This window comes from Gemmatimonadaceae bacterium, assembly GCA_036496605.1.
Classification (GTDB): domain Bacteria; phylum Gemmatimonadota; class Gemmatimonadetes; order Gemmatimonadales; family Gemmatimonadaceae; genus AG2.
The window spans coordinates 1-17,119 of record DASXKV010000056.1 but is presented as its reverse complement, the minus strand read 5'-3'; the positions used below and the strand labels follow the sequence as shown (position 1 = coordinate 17,119).

At 63.8% G+C, this 17,119-nt stretch carries 12 protein-coding genes and 1 rRNA gene; 11 read left to right on the top strand and 2 right to left on the bottom strand.

Annotation, left to right across the window (positions count from 1 at the left end; all coding sequences use genetic code 11):
- Positions 1–6: 6 nt before the first annotated feature.
- From VGH98_22790 to pdxA, 5 genes are all read left to right on the top strand, one after another.
- Positions 7–1,854: a BatA and WFA domain-containing protein gene (locus tag VGH98_22790; GenBank protein ID HEY2378826.1), complete on the top strand. Its 1,848-nt coding sequence runs from the start codon at positions 7–9 to the stop codon at positions 1,852–1,854.
- Positions 1,855–1,871: 17 nt separating this feature from the next.
- On the top strand, positions 1,872–5,159 hold the full coding sequence (mfd, locus tag VGH98_22785; protein HEY2378825.1) for a transcription-repair coupling factor: 3,288 nt from the start codon (positions 1,872–1,874) through the stop codon (positions 5,157–5,159).
- Positions 5,160–5,217: 58 nt separating this feature from the next.
- Positions 5,218–6,735, top strand: a complete 1,518-nt coding sequence (locus VGH98_22780) for a peptidylprolyl isomerase (protein HEY2378824.1) — start codon at positions 5,218–5,220, stop codon at positions 6,733–6,735.
- Positions 6,736–6,849: 114 nt separating this feature from the next.
- Positions 6,850–8,223, top strand: coding sequence for a peptidylprolyl isomerase (locus VGH98_22775; GenBank protein ID HEY2378823.1), 1,374 nt, complete (start codon positions 6,850–6,852; stop codon positions 8,221–8,223).
- Positions 8,220–9,161, top strand: a complete 942-nt coding sequence (gene pdxA, locus VGH98_22770) for a 4-hydroxythreonine-4-phosphate dehydrogenase PdxA (GenBank protein HEY2378822.1) — start codon at positions 8,220–8,222, stop codon at positions 9,159–9,161. The genes VGH98_22775 and pdxA overlap by 4 nt, the downstream gene beginning before the upstream one ends.
- A gap of 163 nt (positions 9,162–9,324) precedes the next feature.
- Here the strand turns inward: pdxA and VGH98_22765 are convergent, their stop codons facing one another.
- Positions 9,325–10,656 carry a hemolysin family protein gene (locus VGH98_22765; GenBank protein HEY2378821.1) on the bottom strand — a complete coding sequence of 444 codons (1,332 nt, stop codon included), beginning with the start codon at positions 10,654–10,656 and terminating at the stop codon, positions 9,325–9,327.
- Positions 10,657–10,717: 61 nt separating this feature from the next.
- Here VGH98_22765 and VGH98_22760 point away from each other — a divergent pair, with 61 nt between their 5' ends.
- The 3 genes from VGH98_22760 to VGH98_22750 are packed head-to-tail and all read left to right on the top strand — an operon-like array spanning position 10,718 to position 13,986.
- On the top strand, positions 10,718–11,683 hold the full coding sequence (locus VGH98_22760; GenBank protein ID HEY2378820.1) for a cation diffusion facilitator family transporter: 966 nt from the start codon (positions 10,718–10,720) through the stop codon (positions 11,681–11,683).
- 46 nt (positions 11,684–11,729) lie between these two features.
- On the top strand, positions 11,730–12,200 hold the full coding sequence (locus VGH98_22755) for a hypothetical protein (GenBank protein HEY2378819.1): 471 nt from the start codon (positions 11,730–11,732) through the stop codon (positions 12,198–12,200).
- Position 12,201: 1 nt separating this feature from the next.
- Complete coding sequence (locus VGH98_22750; protein ID HEY2378818.1) at positions 12,202–13,986, top strand: type IV pilus twitching motility protein PilT; 1,785 nt, start codon at positions 12,202–12,204, stop codon at positions 13,984–13,986.
- A gap of 82 nt (positions 13,987–14,068) precedes the next feature.
- On the opposite strand, the gene VGH98_22745 is transcribed toward VGH98_22750, so the two are convergent.
- Positions 14,069–14,281, bottom strand: coding sequence for a hypothetical protein (locus VGH98_22745; protein ID HEY2378817.1), 213 nt, complete (start codon positions 14,279–14,281; stop codon positions 14,069–14,071).
- A 147-nt stretch (positions 14,282–14,428) separates the two neighbouring features.
- On the opposite strand from VGH98_22745, the gene typA reads away from it, so the two are divergent.
- The 3 genes from typA to VGH98_22730 form a co-directional block, all read left to right on the top strand.
- Positions 14,429–16,270 (top strand): translational GTPase TypA, encoded by a 1,842-nt coding sequence (typA, locus tag VGH98_22740; protein ID HEY2378816.1) that lies wholly within the window; start codon positions 14,429–14,431, stop codon positions 16,268–16,270.
- Between the two features lie 59 nt (positions 16,271–16,329).
- Entirely contained in the window at positions 16,330–16,653 is a 324-nt protein-coding gene (locus VGH98_22735) for a hypothetical protein (GenBank protein HEY2378815.1), read from the top strand.
- Positions 16,654–16,984: 331 nt separating this feature from the next.
- Positions 16,985–17,119 (top strand): 16S ribosomal RNA (locus tag VGH98_22730); the annotation flags it as partial.

Genomic DNA, 17,119 nt, shown 5'->3' with positions numbered 1-17,119 from the left:
CTGCTCGTGGGTCTGATCGCTCCGCTCTATCTCCTCCTCGGCGCTGCCGCGCTCATCCCGCTGCTGATCCACCTGCTGCGACGGCGTATCGGCACGCGCATCGACTTTCCCGCCGCCCGATATCTCGCCCGTGCGGAGCAGGAGCACAGCCGTTCGCTCAAGCTGCGCAACATCCTGCTCATGCTGCTGCGCGTTGCGATCGTGCTGTTGATCGCCACGGCGGCGGCGCGTCCCGTCACGCGACTCGCGGGCGCGGGCCATGCCCCAACGGCGCTCGCCATCGTGCTCGACAACTCGCTCAGCACGACGCTGGTCGTCAATGGCCGTCCACTGCTCGAGCAATTTCGAGCTGCCGCGCACGATATTCTTGGCTCCGCGAACACAACCGATCGGTTATGGCTGATTACGGCGGACGGCCGAGTACGCGGCGGTGGCAAGGCGACGCTGAGCGAGGAGCTCGACCGCGTCGAACCCTTGGCGGGAGCGGGGAATCTGCCGCTCGCGCTCTCGCGCGCTGGAGGCGCGGTGCGTTCGGCAGGTCTGGATTCGCGCCAGATCATCGTTCTGACGGATGGCCAGCGCACGGCCTGGACGCAGAACACGGACGTCGGCGACACGCAGGTGCTGCTCTGGCTGCCCGGGGGAACCCCTCCGGCCAACCGTGCGGTCGTCGCCGCGGAGGCTCGGCCTGAGCGCTGGACGCCGCGCGGCGCGGTCGTGGGCCGCGTGATGAGCAAAGACTCGACAACGTACCGCATCACTCTTGGGGGCCGCTCACTGGCGCGCGGGACCGCTTCTCCTGGTGAGGAAATACTCATGCGTGCCGCGCCGCCCGAGCGTGGCTGGGTGGACGGAACGGTGGAGCTCGAACCAGACGAGCTGCCCGGTGACAACGTGAGGCACTTCGCCGTGTGGATTGGCCCGCCGCCGGCGGTATCCGTGTCGCCGGAAGCCGGTCCGTTTGTTCGCAGTGCGATTGACGTCCTCAAGGGCAATGGGCGCGTCGTCGATGGACACGACATCGCCGTCATGTCGGCCGACGAGTTGACGTCCTTGCCGGCGCTCATCCTCGCGCCGAGCGATCCCGTGCGCCTGGGCGCAGCGAATCGCGCGCTGGAACGAGTTGGCGTGCCCTGGCGCTTCGGCGCTGCTCGCCGCGGCGAGACCACCGTCTCCGGGGAGCACACGTTAGGCACCGCCGTGCCCGATTCACAAGCTGGCGCGTTTGTCGACGTCACGGCGATCGCGCGCTACGAGCTCGTTCCACAAGGCGGCGCCGACGCCGACACGATTGCGCGCGTGGGCCGCGAGCCGTGGATCGTCGCCGGGCCTCGTTATGCGATCGTGGCGTCGCCGCTCGATCCGGCGGCAACGACCTTTCCCATCCGTGCCGCGTTCGTCCCGTGGCTCGCCAACGTCCTCACCGAGCATCTCGTCGGCGAGCCCGGCGGTGTCGTCGGCGCGAATCCAGGCCAATTGCTCCCGAGGCCGCGCTGGGCTGACGCGATCGAGGACCTCGGCGGTGCGCGCTCCGCGCTCGGCGACGATCTCCAGGCGCCGGCGCACGCGGGCACGTACTTTCTCGAGCGCGCCGGCCGGCGCGTCGGTGCGCTCGTCGTGAATCCCGAATCGAGCGAATCGGTACTCGATCGGATCAGCGCGGACGACGTGGGTCGGCGGATTCACGCGCAGCAAGTGATCCCGGCTGCCGACCGCACTCAACTCGCCACGCTTTCGTTCCGCTCCGCATCGCGGCGATCGGTGGGTGAGCCGATCCTGTTCGCCGCGCTCGCGCTTCTCGTTGCCGAAGGTGTGCTCGTCGGAGTGCGACGGCGAGCGACTGTCCCGGCCTAACGGCAAGATCGCGCGACATGCCCCTCGCCCCGCTGCTCGACGCGATCGAGCGCCTGCCTGCGTTCACGCGTTTGCTCAACACTGTTCCGGCGCCTGCCGACCGGCGAACGATTGGCGGCTTGCCCGGATCGGCCGACGCCTCGGTGCTCGCGGCCCTCTCGCGCCGCCTCACGACGCGATTCTTCGTCGTGGCGACGGAGAGTGTCACGGAGGCCGAACGCTGGCTGGCCGATCTCGGCACGCTCGTGGACGAGACGCCGATCGCGCTCTATCCGCCGCGCGAAGGCTTCGGCGAAGCCGAGCCGCATATGGAGGTCGCGGGCGAGCGCGTCGAGACGCTCGAGCGCCTAACGCGCGGCGAGATCCACGTTCTCATCACGACCGCGCGTGCCCTGCTCGAGCGAACGCGCATGCCGCGCGCACTGCGCGATCTGCGCGTCGAGCTGCGCAAAGGAGGTGTTCACCGCCTGGAGTCGCTGGCCGCGCACCTCGAATCGATCGGCTTCGAGCGCGTTCCGATGGTCGAGGACGTCGCCCAGTTCAGCATTCGGGGCGGCATCTTCGACGTCTACTCGTTTGGCATGCCCGAGCCCGTGCGTGCGGAGCTCTGGGGCGACGAGATCGTCGATTTGCGGTACTTCGATATCAACACCCAGCGCTCCACGCGAGCCGTCGATCTCGCGCTCGTGTTGCCGGTGGACGGACAGGTACGCGACGACGCCACCACTGCCGACCGACTTTCGATTGTCACGCTGTTCCCACCCGACACGCTTCTCTTCGTACCGCGCGGATCACACTTCGAGCCCGAGCTGAAGCGCACCTGGGCCGACGCGCAGCACCACATCGAGCTCGCGCGCCGGCGCGGCGAGGACACCGTCTCACGCGACGAATTGTTCATATCGCCTGACGAGGCGGCGCGCGCCATCCAGGCCTTCGGGAGCGTGGTCTCCCTCGTCGAGGGCGAGGAGCCGCCAGAGATTGTGTTTCCCCTCCGACCGCCCGAGCCGATCGATCGCGACATCAGGCAGCTCAAGCGGCTCATCCGCGATGACCTAACGACGATCATTCTCTGCGACAACGAGGGCCAGTGCGAGCGACTGGACGAGCTCCTCAACGACGGTGAGTACGCTCCTTCTCCGGCTCATTTGTCGATCGGCGTGCTCGACGGCGGTTTTGTCGTGCCTGCTCGCGATACGCACGCCGGACTGCGCATTCTCACCGACCACGAGATCTTCCGCCGCGAGCGGCGAATCCGCCGCGCGCGCCGCTACGCGACTGGCATCGCCATCGATACGCTCGCGATCAAGCCAGGAGATTTCGTCGTTCACCTCGAGCACGGCGTCGGCATCTTTCGCGGTATCGAGACGATCTTCGTCGGACAGAGCACGATCGAAGTCGCGGTGATCGAGTACGAGGGTGGCGACCGGTTGAACGTGCCGCTCTACAGGATCGACCAGCTCGAGCGCTTTCGGTCGGCCAGCGACGTGAGTGAAGATTCGCCGCCGCCGCGATTGCACAAACTCGGTGGCAAGCGTTGGGGACAGCAGCGCGAGAAGACCCGCACAGCGATTCATGAGATGACGGTCGAGTTGCTCGACCTCTATGCTCGCCGGAAGGTGGCGACGCGTGCTGCGCACGTCCCGGACACTGCCTGGCAGCGCCAGCTCGAGTCGGCATTCCTCTTCGAGGACACGCCCGACCAGCGAAAGGCGACGGCTGAAGTGAAGAGCGATATGGAAAGCGTTAGGCCGATGGATCGCTTGCTCGTTGGCGACGTCGGATACGGCAAGACGGAAATTGCCGTTCGCGCGGCTTTCAAGGCCGTGCAATCGGAGCGTCAGGTCGCCGTTCTGGTGCCCACGACGATTCTCGCCGACCAGCACGCGCGCACGTTCGGCGAACGTCTCGCCGACTTCCCCATGCGCGTCGCGATGTTGAGCCGCTTTCAGACGCCGAAGGAGCAATCGGCGGTGCTCGCGCAGCTCGCCGACGGCACCATCGACATCGTCATCGGTACGCATCGGCTGCTCAGTCCCGACGTCATCTTCAAGCGGGTGGGTTTGATCATCGTCGACGAGGAGCATCGCTTCGGCGTGAAGCACAAGGAACGGCTCAAGCAGTTGAAGCTCGAGACCGACGTGCTCACGCTGACCGCGACGCCCATCCCGCGCACGTTGCATCTCTCACTCGCCGGTCTGCGCGACATGACGTTGATGCAAACACCGCCTCGCGACCGATCGCCCGTGCTCACTTACGTGGAGCCATGGGACGACGGGCTCATCGACGAGGGGATCTCGCGTGAGCTCGATCGCGGCGGGCAGGTGTTCTTCGTCCACAATCGTATAGAGACTATCCAGGGCATCGCCGACCACATTCAGCGCGTCGTTCCGCGGGCGCGCCTCGCCGTCGCGCACGGACAGATGCGTGAGCGCGAGCTCGAGGACGTTATGCATCGGTTTGTCAACGGCGCCGTCGACGTACTTGTCTCCACCATGATCGTGGAATCGGGCCTGGATGTACCTAACGCCAACACGATGTTCGTGAATCGCGCCGACTATTTCGGACTTGCGCAACTCTATCAGCTGCGCGGACGCGTTGGCCGGTCGCACCGCCGGGCGTACTGCTACCTCCTCGTCCCGGACAATGTCGACGTCGACGCCGAGCGGCGTCTCTCGATTCTCGAGCATCACACGGAGCTCGGAGCCGGATATCGCATTGCCCTGAAAGACCTCGAGCTGCGTGGTGCCGGCAACCTTCTGGGTCCCGAGCAATCGGGGTTCGTCCACGCGGTCGGGTTCGATATGTATTTGCGAATGCTCGACGAGACCGTACGCCGGCTCGTTCAGGGCGACGGCGCGCCGAAGCTCGTCCCAGCGGACGTCTCCGTCGATTTGCCGAACTACCTTCCCGATGATTTTGTCCCGGCGCACGAGGCGAAGCTGGACGTCTATCGCCGCCTCTCACGCATCGAGGATCCGCGCGACCTCGAAGCGTTGCGCGGCGAGCTGCGCGATCGCTTCGGCCCGGTCCCTCCACCCGCCGAGACGATGTTCGCGACTGCCCAACTACGGATCCTCGGTGGGACTTTGGGGATAGAAGGCATCCTCGTGCGTGGAAACGAGGCTCGTGTTAACTTTCGCGACACTGCCGCGCCCCGAATGAAGGGGTTGTCGGCGGCATTTCACGAGGTGCAGTTTCAGGCCGAGGTCAGGCGGGCAGTTCCTCTCTCACTCAAGCTGACGCGACTCGGGGGTGCGCCAATGCTGGACGGACTCGTCCGGGCGTTGCGCAGCCTCGTCGCCTAACGCCAGCGTCTCTCGGCCTTCGCTCAATCTCCCTTACAGCTCCGGAGTTTTCTTTCACATGCGTGCTCGTCCCTTGTTCGCACTCGTCGCGGCCGCGTCCCTCACAATCGCGCTCGGCGCGTGTGATGGACTCAAGGAAGCGCTCACCGCCCACGTCGATGTCGCGGCAAAGGCGGCCGATCAGGAGCTCTCGGTCTCTCGGCTCGCTGATCTCCTCGGCAATGCCAAGGTGCCGGTGCCGATCACCAAGGAGAACGCCGGAATCGTTGCCGATCTCTGGGTGAACTACCAGCTGCTCGCGCACGCGGCCGCTGTTGGTGATTCGCTCACGGATAAGAAGGCGATCGATGCGGCAGTCGAGCCGATCACCAAGAACATGCGCCTGCGCAAGTTCACCGACACACTCGTGAAATCGTTCAAGGTCGATTCGGGTAGCGAAGCCAGCTACAACCAGGCGGCCAGCGATCTCTACGCGGCGCGCCATATTCTTTTTGCCTTCCCGCCGGCGGCGACGCAAACGCAGAAGGATTCGGTTCGCAAGAAGGCCGAATCGGTTCTCGCCACTGTGAACAACGCAAACTTCGCTCAGATGGCCGACAAGTACACGAGCGATCCCAGCGGGAAGGGGAAGGGCGGCAATCTCGGCGTCTACGAGAAGGGCTCGATGGTTCCCCCCTTCGCCAACGGCGTCGCCGCACTCAAGCCGGGCCAGATCGGGCCCTCGCTCATCGAGTCGACCTATGGCTTTCACATCGTGCAGCGGCTGCCGTTCTCGCAGGTCGACAGGGCCGACTACGCGCAGAAGTACTCCCAAGGCGCGGTCAACAAGGCTGATAGCGTCTATCTCGCGAACCTGGACAAGTCTGCCAACATCGAAGTCAAGCCAAATGGCGGAGCGGCCGCGAAGAGCGCGGTCGCGGATCCCGTGAAGCACCAGAAGGACAATTCGGTGCTCGCGACGTTCAAGGGCGGTGACCTCACGGTCTCCGAGTTCCTGGGCTGGGTCGAGACGATGCCGCCGAACATGCAGGTGTCACGTCAATTGCCGCAGCTTCCGGATTCGATCGTGAAGCACTTCGTGTCGTCGATCGCGCAGCGTGAGGTCATGCTGCAGAAGGCGGACAGTGCAAAAGTGACGCTCAGCGCCGAGGACAAGACGCAGCTCTACGGCCAGTTCGCGCAGCTCGTGCAGGGGCTGTGGCAGCAGCTTGCCATCGATCCAAAGGCGCTTGCCGATAGCGCGAAGACGGCGCCCGAGCGCGAGCGCCTCGCCGCCAGCCGCGTCGAGTCGTACGTCGATCGCATTCTTGGCGGTCAGGCACAGCCGGTTCCAGTGCCGCAGCCTCTCGCGGCGGTCCTCCAGTCGAAGTTCAAGTCGTCGATCAACAGCGCGGGCGTCGAGCGCTCGGTTCAGAGCGCGCAGAAGATTCGGGCGGTGGCGGATTCGAGTCGTTCTGCGAATCAGCCGAAATCGCAGGTTCCGTTGCCGGGTGCGCCGCCGAGCGGCGCGGCTCCGACACCGGGCGCAGCTCCGCAGCCCACCGCGCCCGCTCCGCAGCCGACGAAGAAGCCGTAGTAGGGCAGAGGGTTGGGGGCAGAGGGTTCGAGGGTCACCGCTACCCTCTACCCTCTACCCTCTACCCGCGGCCCGCGTTGACACTTGGGGACCCGTTCAGGGTAATGAATGGCTATGAATCGAAAACCGTCACTCCTCGCGCTGGCGATCACGCTGTTTGCCGCGCCACTCCTCGCGCAGCAGCCGGCGGCTCAGCCAGCTGCCCAGCAGCACGCCGCGCTGGATCGCATCGTTGCGATCGTCGGCGACCAGCCGATTACGTATTTCGATCTGCAGCAGCGGATTCTTTCGGAGCAGCAGCGCGGCGTTCAGGTGCCGACGGACTCGACCGCGCTACACGCGTATGAGCTACAAACGCTCAACACGATGGTCGACGAAGAGCTCTTGCTGCTGAAGGCGAAGGAGCTCAAGGTCGAAGTGCCGGATAACGACTTGAACACCGCGGTCGATCGCCAGATTCGCGATGTGAAGGCGCGTTTCCCCACCGAGACGCAATTCCGATCGGAGCTGGCCAAGGCAGGCCTCGGCAGTCCCGAGGAGTATCGGCGCATGCTCGTCGAGCAGATGCGGCGCGATCAGACGATGCAGCGCACGATGCAGAAGCTGCGCGAGGACAACAAGATCATTCCCGCGAACGTGACCGATAAGGACGTTCAGGATGCGTTCGCGCGCAGTCGTGCGTCGCTGCCGCGGCGTCCCGCTACGGTAACGTTCCGTCAGATCGTCATCGCGCCGAAGCCGACGGTCATCAACAAGGAGATCGCGAAGGCGAAAGCCGAATCGATTCTTGCCGAGATCAAGCGGGGCGGTGATTTCGCGCTGCTCGCGAAGCGCGAATCGATGGATCCGACGACGAAGGAAACCGGGGGCGATCTTGGCTGGGCGCGCCGGGGACAGTATGTCACCGAATTCGAGCGCTGGGTCTGGTCGCTTCCGCCGGGTGAGCTGAGTCCCGTGTTCGAGAGTCCCTTCGGGTATCACATCGTTCGCGTCGATCGCGTCGCCGCCGGCGAGGTGAAGGCTCGACACATTCTGATTCGTCCGAAGCTCGACTCGGCCGATCTGATGCGAGCGCGCGGTGAGGCCGACACCGTGGCCAAGCAGTGGAAGGCAGGCGCGCCCTTCGATTCACTCGCGAAGAAGCATCACGACTACGCGGCGAAAGAGGAGACGAGCATCCTCGATCCAATGCCGCGCGACTCCTTGCCGGAGTCGTATCAGAAGGCGTTCACGGGGAAATCGCCTAACGACATCGTCGTCTTCGAGATTCCCGATCCGCAGCGGGGAATCCCGAAGGTGGTCGTTGCCCAGCTGATCAGCGCGAATCCCGGTGGCGAGTACGAGTACAAGGAGATGAAGGAGATCATCCGCAACCGACTTGCCGAAGAGGGCGGTGTCCGCCGCTATCTCGACTCGCTGCGCAAGCGCGCCTACGTCTCCGTTCGGCTCGACCAAACGGCAATAGGAACCAAGACCTCGGAACGGTGAACACGCGCGACGGCAGCCTGTCGCGCGAACCCGTCATCGCCGTCACGTTGGGTGACGTTCGCGGAATCGGTCCGGAGATCATCGAAAAAGCGCTCGCCGACGACAGCGTCCGTGCGAGCGCTCGTTTTTTGATCGTCGGGCCGACCGGTACGCCGCTCGACGTCGACGAGGCGATCGGCGTATGGCAAGCCGGCGGTAGCGCCGCAACCGCGGGGCGACTGGCCGGTCTTGCGATCGAGCGCGCAGTGGAGCTTGCCCTGCGCGGCGACGTCCAGGGGATCGTGACCGCTCCGCTCGACAAGGCCGCGCTACACGCCGGTGGCTACGAGTATCCCGGCCATACCGAAATGCTCGCGGCGCTCACCGACACTCGCGTCGCGATGATGCTGGCGGCGACGCGGCCTAACGGGTCGATGACGAATCCGTTGCGCGTTGTGCTCGCGACGACGCACATGCCCTTGCGCGACGTGCCGAACGCGCTCACCACCGAGCTCGTCGTCGAGATTGCCCAGACGACGCGAGACGGACTCCGTGACTGGTTCGGCATCGATGAGCCTCGGATCGCGTTATGCGCGATGAATCCGCACGGCGGAGATAGTGGGCGTTTCGGTCGCGAGGACGAAGAAGTCATGGTCCCAGCGGCGAGACGAGCCGCACTCGCTGGTCCATTCCCTGCGGATACTGTCTTCGTGCGCGCAATGCGCGGTGCGTTCGATGCCGTGATCGCTCCGTATCACGACGTGGGCATGACGGCGATCAAGGTCGCCGCGTTCGGCAGTGCGGTGAACGTCACGCTCGGCTTACCGTTTCCGCGAACGTCGCCCGACCACGGAACCGCGCTCGACATCGCGGGCCGCGGCATCGCCGATGCCTCGAGCATGATCGAAGCAATGCGCCTCGCGGCGCAGATCGCGGTGCGATTGGCGGACCGTATTTGAGATCTCGGTCACTCCGGGGCACGATTGGCTTCCGTGCGCGGCGAGAGCGGTCGCTCCGGGGCGGTCGGTGTTCCGTGCGCGCGGATAGCAGGAGCGGCCCCGCTCCCGCTCTCGCCGCGCACGGAGGCCACACCGCCCCCGGGGGCGACCCGCGCTCACTCGACTAGCCTTCTTCCGCGCGAACTGCCGCACGGCGGTCGCCCGCGGCATGAAGGTCGATCGCCAGCGATTCGATGCGTCGGCCGTCCATTTCGCGCACCGTGAACACCGCATTCCCGGCCGTCACCCGATCGCCCGTTACCGGCAAGCGACCGAGCGCGCCGAACACGAATCCGCCAATCGTCGTGTAATCCTCGTCAGGCACGCTGAGGCCAAATCGCTCATTCAGCTCGCTGATGTGCGTCGATCCGGCGACGACGACGATGTCCGGACCTTCCCGTTCCGGCGCCTCGGGCGGCTCGTCGTATTCGTCGAGAATCTCGCCCACGATCTCTTCGAGCAAGTCCTCCATCGTGACGACGCCCGCTGTTCCTCCGTACTCGTCGAGTACGATCGCCATGTGCTCCTTGAGGCGCTTGAAATCCGCGAGCACTTCCTCGACTTCGCGCGATCCCGGCACGACATGTACGGGTCGCATGATCCCGCGCAAAGAAAATTGAACGGGCGGATTGCGAAGAACTGGCAGAAGGTCTTTTGCGAGGACGAGACCGATGATGTTGTCGATCGTCTCCTCGTAAACCGGATACCGCGACCGCTGAGTTTCCTCGATGAGTTGCAGCGTTTCATCCAACGATGCATCCAACGGCAGCGCGTCGATCTCGGTGCGCGGAGTCATGACCTCACGAGCGTTCTTTTCAGAGAACTCGAACACTCCCTCGAGCATGTCGGCGTCGCCCGCCTCGAGTGCGCCTTTCTCTTCACTCTGCTCGACAAGAATGCGAAGCTCCTCGGGCGAGTGGACGGCTTCGTCGAGCGACTGCGGAGATTGCCCCGCCACTCGCAGCACGAAAACGGCTGAGCCGTTGAGTACGATCGTGAAGGGACGAACCATCGTCTCGAAGATGATGAGCGGCGGCGCAAGCAGTCTCGCGAAGCGCTCCGGATGCGCGAGCGCAACGCTTCGCGGCGCCAACTCCCCGAAGACGACGTGCAAGTACGTAACGATCGTGATCGCGATTGCCGATGCGATGCCGACGCGAACCGCGAGTCGAAACCCGATCGGCAGCGTATCGAGCCAGATCGTCAGATTGCTGCCGAGCGCGTCTTCAGCGAGGGCGCCGAGAGCCAAACTTGCGACGGTGATGCCGAGTTGGCTTGCGGAGAGGAGCCTCGGGAGGTTGCCCGTCGCACGCAACGCGAGACGCGCCAACTTGTCTCCTGCGCGTGCCATTGCTTCGAGGCGCGTGCGTCGCGACCGGACCAGCGCGAACTCGGCGGCGACGAAGAAGGCATTCAACGTGAGCAGTACGACAATGGCGATCAGGCGCGTAAGCACAGGCTGTAAGCTACCTTAATCCAATCGTCCCTCGCCAGCACCAGGGTCGGAGCACCGAGACATGGCCCATTCGCACTCACAAGCAACAGAGCACGTGCACGAGCACGACCCGGATCAGGATCATGCCGGCTGCGCGCACGAGCATGGGCTTCACGGGCCGCGCCCTTCTGTCACCCGAGCACTCCAGATCGCGCTGGGCCTAACGCTGGCCCTGATGATCGCCGAGGTCTTAGGTGGGTTGCTGTCGAACTCGCTGGCGCTCCTTGCGGATGCCGGGCATATGCTTACGGACGCCGGCGCACTTGGCCTTTCACTCTTCGTCGGATGGATGTGCCGGCAGCCGAGCAGACCGGAAAAGACGTACGGGTACCTGCGTTGGGAGATCCTCGCCGCCCTGCTGAACGGCGCGACGCTGCTACTCATCTCGTTCTGGATCGTGTGGGAAGCGATCCGGCGATTCAGCCATCCTGAGCATGTCGCCGGCGGCTTGATGCTCGTCTTTGCCGCCATCGGCCTCGTCGTGAACGTGATCGCTGTCTACATCCTGCACGGGGTGAATGGAGCGAGCCTGAACGTCCGCGGTGCCTACCTGCACGTGCTCGGCGATCTGCTCGCGTCGGGCGGGACGATCATTGCAGCCGTGTTCGTGCGAACGACCGGCTGGATCATCGCGGACCCGATCGCATCGCTCGTCAGCACGGTCTTGATCATCGGCAGCGCGTGGAGCCTCGTGCGTGAGGCCGTCGACGTGCTGCTCGAGGCAGCACCGCCGCACATTGCCCTCGAAGCGGTCCGAACGCGCTTGCAGTCCATACCGGGAGTCGAATCGGTGCACGACCTGCACATCTGGACCGTGACCTCGGGCGTCGTCGCGATGAGTGTGCACGCGATCGTCAGGCAGCCGGAAAACCATCAGGATGTGCTCGAGAACGCGCACGATCTCCTTCAGGAGATGGGTATCCAGCACGTGACCGTGCAGCTCGAGCGTCGCGAGATGTACGAACGCGAATTGCACCTGCATCCGTGACCTGAGTCGCGCGCAGTGCGTCGGTGGCAGAGAAGAACCTGCCGCTATGGACACCATAAGACTCTTTCGAGTTGAGAAGTTGCGTCGCGCCGTCCGCGTCGTCCTCACGGACGGCCGCCGGCTCGACGGCGAGGTGTTCCTCGCGGAGCGCACGAGGATCCGTGCCGAGCCTCAGGAACCGATCGATCTCCTGAACGAGGATGCGCCCTTCTTCCCGTTCTTTCTTAATGAACAGGAAGTCGTCCTCGTCGCGAAGGCTCAGGTGACTCGTGTGGAGACGGCGGCGCCCGAAGGGGATCCCTCGTCCGATATGCCCGACGGTGCGATGGCGGTTGAGATTACGCTCATCGACGGGTCCACGATCAGCGGGTTCGTGCCGCTGGAAAAGCGCGGCGAACAAACCCGACTCCTCGACTTTCTGAACGGCTACGCGAAGCGATTCATGCCCGTCTTCTGGGGCGAGCAGGTGTGCCTGGTGAATCGGTTTCTCATCGCGAGCGTGAGCCAACTGACCTGACATGCCTCAACTCGACCGTCTTCTTTCCGCAGTCATCAGCAACAGGGCGGATGCCCTGACGCTCGACGAGGGCGACCCGGCGAAGCTCGAGGTTCAGGGCGCCGCGCGCGCCGTGACGAAGTCGCCGCTCACCGCGCAGCAGGTGGTGGGACTGCTGAAGGAGATCGCACCGCCGGATGCCGGTCGAGCGCTCGACACGACCAAGGCGGCCAATTTCACTTACACGTTCGCCGACGGCGCGTTCGCGGTACGAGCCGCGCAAGAGGGAGGCAAGTGGCGGGCGCGTATCACGCCGGGAAGTGGCGTGCCGAGTGCCGAGCAAGAAGGTAGCGGCTTCGATCCGTTGGCTGGTCTCCAGAGCGGCACATCGATGTTCACACCGGTCGAGCCGGCCCCACGCGTCACTTCTCGGCCGACGCCCGCGTCGCCACGGCCGGCGGCGCCCGCGACGCTGACACCGATCGCGGCAATGCCTAACGTGGCTCGGCCCAGTGCGCCTCCAATGGCGACCGTACCGACGCCCGCGCACGCCGTGACTCCGCCATCGGCGTCAGCGCCGGGCGCGAGCGCGAATGCGGCGCTGGACCACGTTCACGACTTCGAGGGCAGCGAGGAGGCGAAAGCGACGATCGAGCAGTTGCTGCGCACGACGGTCGAACGAAGCGCCTCGGATCTGCACTTGCGCTGCGGTGAGCCGCCGATCATTCGCCTGCACGGCGAGATGCACCGTCTCGAAGGATGGGACGCACTCGAGAACGCGCATCTCGACAGCATGCTTCGCTCGATCATGCCCGAGCGCAATCGGATCGAGTTCCACGACTCGAACGACACGGACTTCGCGCATGAGATTCCTGGCTGCGCACGTTTCCGTGCGAATGCGCTCAAAGATCGCATGGGAGTCGCGGGCGTCTTCCGGCAGATTCCTTCGCAGGTCGTGACTGTCGATCAGATGCAGATCTCGACGGAGGTGCAGCATCTCTGCTACCTGACGAAAGGCTTGGTGCTGGTGACGGGTCCGACGGGTTCGGGCAAGTCGACGACGCTGTGCGCGCTGATCGACATGGTGAATCGCGTCCGTAATGATCACGTGATCACGATCGAGGATCCGATCGAGTTCGTGCACCCGAATAAGAACTGCATCATCACGCAGCGACAGGTCGGAGTTCACACCAAGTCGTTCAAGAGCGCGCTGCGCGCCGCGCTTCGTGAGGATCCGGACATCGTGCTCGTCGGTGAATTGCGCGACCTGGAGACCGTCTCGATCGCGATCGAGACGGCGGAAACGGGCCACCTCGTCTTCGGAACACTGCACACGACCACGGCGCCAGGCACGATCGACCGCATCATCGATCAGTTTCCAGCGGATCGACAAGAGCAGATTCGCATCATGCTCTCCGATTCGCTCAAGGGCGTCATCTCGCAAACGTTATGCAAGAAGATCGGCGGCGGCCGCGTCGCGGCGCGCGAGATTCTGTTGTCGATTCCAGCCGTCGCAAATCTCATTCGTGAGGCAAAGACGTTCCAGATTCACTCGATCATGCAGACGTCGCGCCGTCTCGGCATGGTGACGCTGAACGACGCGCTCATCGAGCACGTCGACGGTGGACGCGTCGAGCCGAAGGAAGCGTACATGAAGGCCGTGGACAAACTGAACTTCATGTCGATGCTCAAGCAGCGCGGCCTCGACGTATCGTTCGCGGAATCCGATCTCGCGAGCCAGGGACAGGGCAAGGCAAACGAGACGCCGGTCTCGAAACCGGCAGTGAAGGCCGGCGCGAAGCGCTAGTCGGGCCGAGGGCAGAGCGTGCGAAAAGACGGAGCAAGGGTGAACCCCAGCCCCTAACCCTTAAACTCTAGCCCCTGCGTTTTCAGGTTCTGGTGTCGGCTTCTTCGCTGTCGTCTGGCGGAAGCTCGATCGCGTCCTGCGATGTGCTCTCCAATAGCTCGCCGCGACACTTCTCGTATTCATCTCGCTCGGCGTAGCCGTAGCCGCCAAGCACCTCACCTCCACGCATGTAGTCGTGCCCGTAGCCTCGCCCGTGGGGATAATTCTCCAGCGAAGCCTCGTCGGTCTCATTCATGGGCCACCTCCTGCGAAGGGCGTGTCTGAGCGTCCTTCCGCATTGTGTATTCGTATGAGTTCCGACGCAAGTGTCACGCGATTCCCACAGCCGCATCAGACCGGTTGGCTTGTTTGGATTTTGCGCCTCCCGCTATACTTCAAGGCTATGCAAATCCGCAACATCGCCATCATCGCGCACGTCGATCACGGCAAGACAACCCTCGTGGACAAGATGCTCCGGCAGGCGGGCGCATTTCGCGAGAACCAGGTCGTCCAGGAGCGCGTGATGGATTCGAACCCGCTCGAACGCGAGCGGGGAATAACGATTCTCGCGAAGAACACGTCGGTCCGCTGGCGTGGCACCAAGATCAATATCGTCGATACGCCCGGGCACGCCGACTTCGGCGGAGAGGTCGAGCGCATCCTGCGTATGGTCGATGGCGTGTTGCTCGTGGTCGATGCGTTCGACGGACCGATGCCGCAGACGCGCTTCGTTCTACGCAAGGCGTTGGGACTGGGTCGTACGCCCATCGTCGTCATCAACAAGATCGATCGGGCCGGCGCCGATCCGCTACGCACGCACGACGAGGTGCTCGATCTCTTGATCGAGCTCGAGGCGGAAGAGGCGCAGCTCGATGCGCCCGTCGTCTACGCGTCGGCTCGCGACGGCGTCGCGACCGCCAGCCTCGACACGCCGGCAACGGACCTGACGCCGCTCTTCGAGGCCATCGTCAGGCATGTGCCTGCTCCGCCGAGTGATTCGAAAGGCGCGTTCCAGATGCTGATCTCGACGATCGATCACTCACCGTATCTCGGCCGGCTCGGCATCGGCCGCATCGAGCGCGGCACGGTGCACGTCGGTGATGCGGTTGCGCTCTTGCCGCTCGACACGAACCAGGCGACGGAGCGCGCGCGCGCCACGAAGCTCTACACCTTCGAGGGACTGGAGCGCATCGAGGTCGAGCAGGCTTCGGCGGGAGAGATCGTTGCGCTCGCCGGGCTCGAAGGCGTCGAGATCGGGCACACGATCGCGGACGTGGAATCGCCGGAGCGGCTCGAGGGCATCGCGGTGGAGGAACCGACGATCTCGGTCGATTTCATCGTCAACAACTCCCCGTTCGCCGGCAAGGAAGGAAAGTTCGTCACGTCGCGGCAGCTGCGTGAGCGCCTTATGCGGGAGCTCGAAAAAAACGTCGCATTACGCGTCGAGGATACCGACTCGACGGACACGTGGTCGGTCTCTGGCCGCGGCGAGCTGCACCTCTCCATTCTGATGGAGACGATGCGCCGCGAGGGATACGAGTTCCAGGTTTCGCGCCCGCGCGTGATCACGCGCGAGGGCCTCAACGGTGAACGACTCGAGCCGTATGAGGAGTTGATGATCGACGTGCCCGAGGATTTCCTTGGCGTAGTGATCGAGCAACTGGGACCGCGGCGTGGCGAGATGCTCGAAATGAAAAACCCCGGGCAGGGGCTCGTTCGATTGCGCTATCGGATTCCGGCGCGGGGATTGTTCGGCTACCGTTCCGAGTTCCTGACGGATACACGCGGGACCGGCATTTTACATCATCGTTTCCTGGACTACGGATTGTGGGCAGGGCCACTCGCGGGTCGAACGCGCGGCTCACTCGTGTCGATGGAAAACGGCACGATTGTCGCATTCGCGCTCGCAAATCTCCAGGAGCGGTCGACGCTTTTTGTTGCGCCGGGTGACGCAGTGTACGAAGGAATGGTTATTGGCGAGAGTGCTCGGCCGGGTGACATGGACGTCAATCCGACGAAGGAAAAGAAGCTGACGAACATGCGCTCGAAGTCCGCCGATGAGCACATTCAGCTCGAGCCGCCGCGGGAGTTGACTCTCGAAGCAGCCCTCGAGTATATCGAAGACGATGAGTTGATCGAGGTGACGCCGCAATCGATTCGACTCCGCAAGCGCTCCCTCAGCGCATCGGATCGAAAGAAGCTTTCGCGAGAGGCAAAGCGCGGGCGCGAGCGCGCCTCCATTTAACAGTCGTCGCGCAATCCCTCGTTTAACTACACAGCAAGGAGAACCGGGCAATGTCGGACATGTTCGAGTCGTCGGAGATGTCGCTGTCACCACGAGGCGGCCGCGATGATGACGATCTCGACGATGAGCCGTTGGACGACGATGTTGACGACGACGACGATGATCTCGACGATGAAGTGGACTTCGATGACGAGGACGACTTCGACGACGACGATCTCGATGAAGACGACGAGGACGACGAAGACGACGAGGATGAGGACGACCTCGACGACGACGACCTCGACGAGGATGAGGACGACGATTTCGAGGACGAGTTCGAGGAGCTCGACGAGGAACTCGGCGAGGATGACGAGAGCGAGCGGCCTGGGCGGCGCGTGGAGTGATGCTCGGTGATTGGTGATTGGTGATTGGTTGTTCGTGAAGGGAGCGCCGGCGAGCAGAGCTCGCCGGCAATCAGAATTCACCAACGACCAATCACCAACGACCAGCTACCACTTGAACTTCCCATCACTCGGGCTATACTTCGCGTTCCCCAAAAACTTGGGGGATTTAGTAGTCGCTGATTGACAATCGAGTGTGAGAGAATCGTGCGGTGGCTCTCGTTGATCTGCTGCTCACGTGGGCGGCAGGGAGAGAACAAACACGAATTCTGTGATTCCGGATGCGATCATTGGATCGTATCCGATGGTCGCGTTCGGTAGAGCTATATCAACTCTCTTGGAGAGTTTGATCCTGGCTCAGGACGAACGCTGGCGGCGTGCTTAACACATGCAAGTCACGGGGGCTCGCAAGGGCAACCGGCGAACGGGTGCGTAACACGTGAGTGACCTGCCTGGAAATGGGGGATAG

What these genes read in the sequence shown, in the direction of transcription:
- mfd (HEY2378825.1), top strand. Translation starts at nt 1,872, where the DNA reads ATGCCCCTCGCCCCGCTGCTCGACGCGATCGAGCGCCTGCCTGCGTTC.
- VGH98_22780 (HEY2378824.1), top strand. Translation starts at nt 5,218, where the DNA reads ATGCGTGCTCGTCCCTTGTTCGCACTCGTCGCGGCCGCGTCCCTCACA.
- VGH98_22775 (HEY2378823.1), top strand. Translation starts at nt 6,850, where the DNA reads ATGAATCGAAAACCGTCACTCCTCGCGCTGGCGATCACGCTGTTTGCC.
- VGH98_22760 (HEY2378820.1), top strand. Translation starts at nt 10,718, where the DNA reads ATGGCCCATTCGCACTCACAAGCAACAGAGCACGTGCACGAGCACGAC.
- VGH98_22755 (HEY2378819.1), top strand. Translation starts at nt 11,730, where the DNA reads ATGGACACCATAAGACTCTTTCGAGTTGAGAAGTTGCGTCGCGCCGTC.
- VGH98_22750 (HEY2378818.1), top strand. Translation starts at nt 12,202, where the DNA reads ATGCCTCAACTCGACCGTCTTCTTTCCGCAGTCATCAGCAACAGGGCG.
- VGH98_22745 (HEY2378817.1), bottom strand. Translation starts at nt 14,281, where the DNA reads ATGAATGAGACCGACGAGGCTTCGCTGGAGAATTATCCCCACGGGCGA.
- typA (HEY2378816.1), top strand. Translation starts at nt 14,429, where the DNA reads ATGCAAATCCGCAACATCGCCATCATCGCGCACGTCGATCACGGCAAG.
- VGH98_22735 (HEY2378815.1), top strand. Translation starts at nt 16,330, where the DNA reads ATGTTCGAGTCGTCGGAGATGTCGCTGTCACCACGAGGCGGCCGCGAT.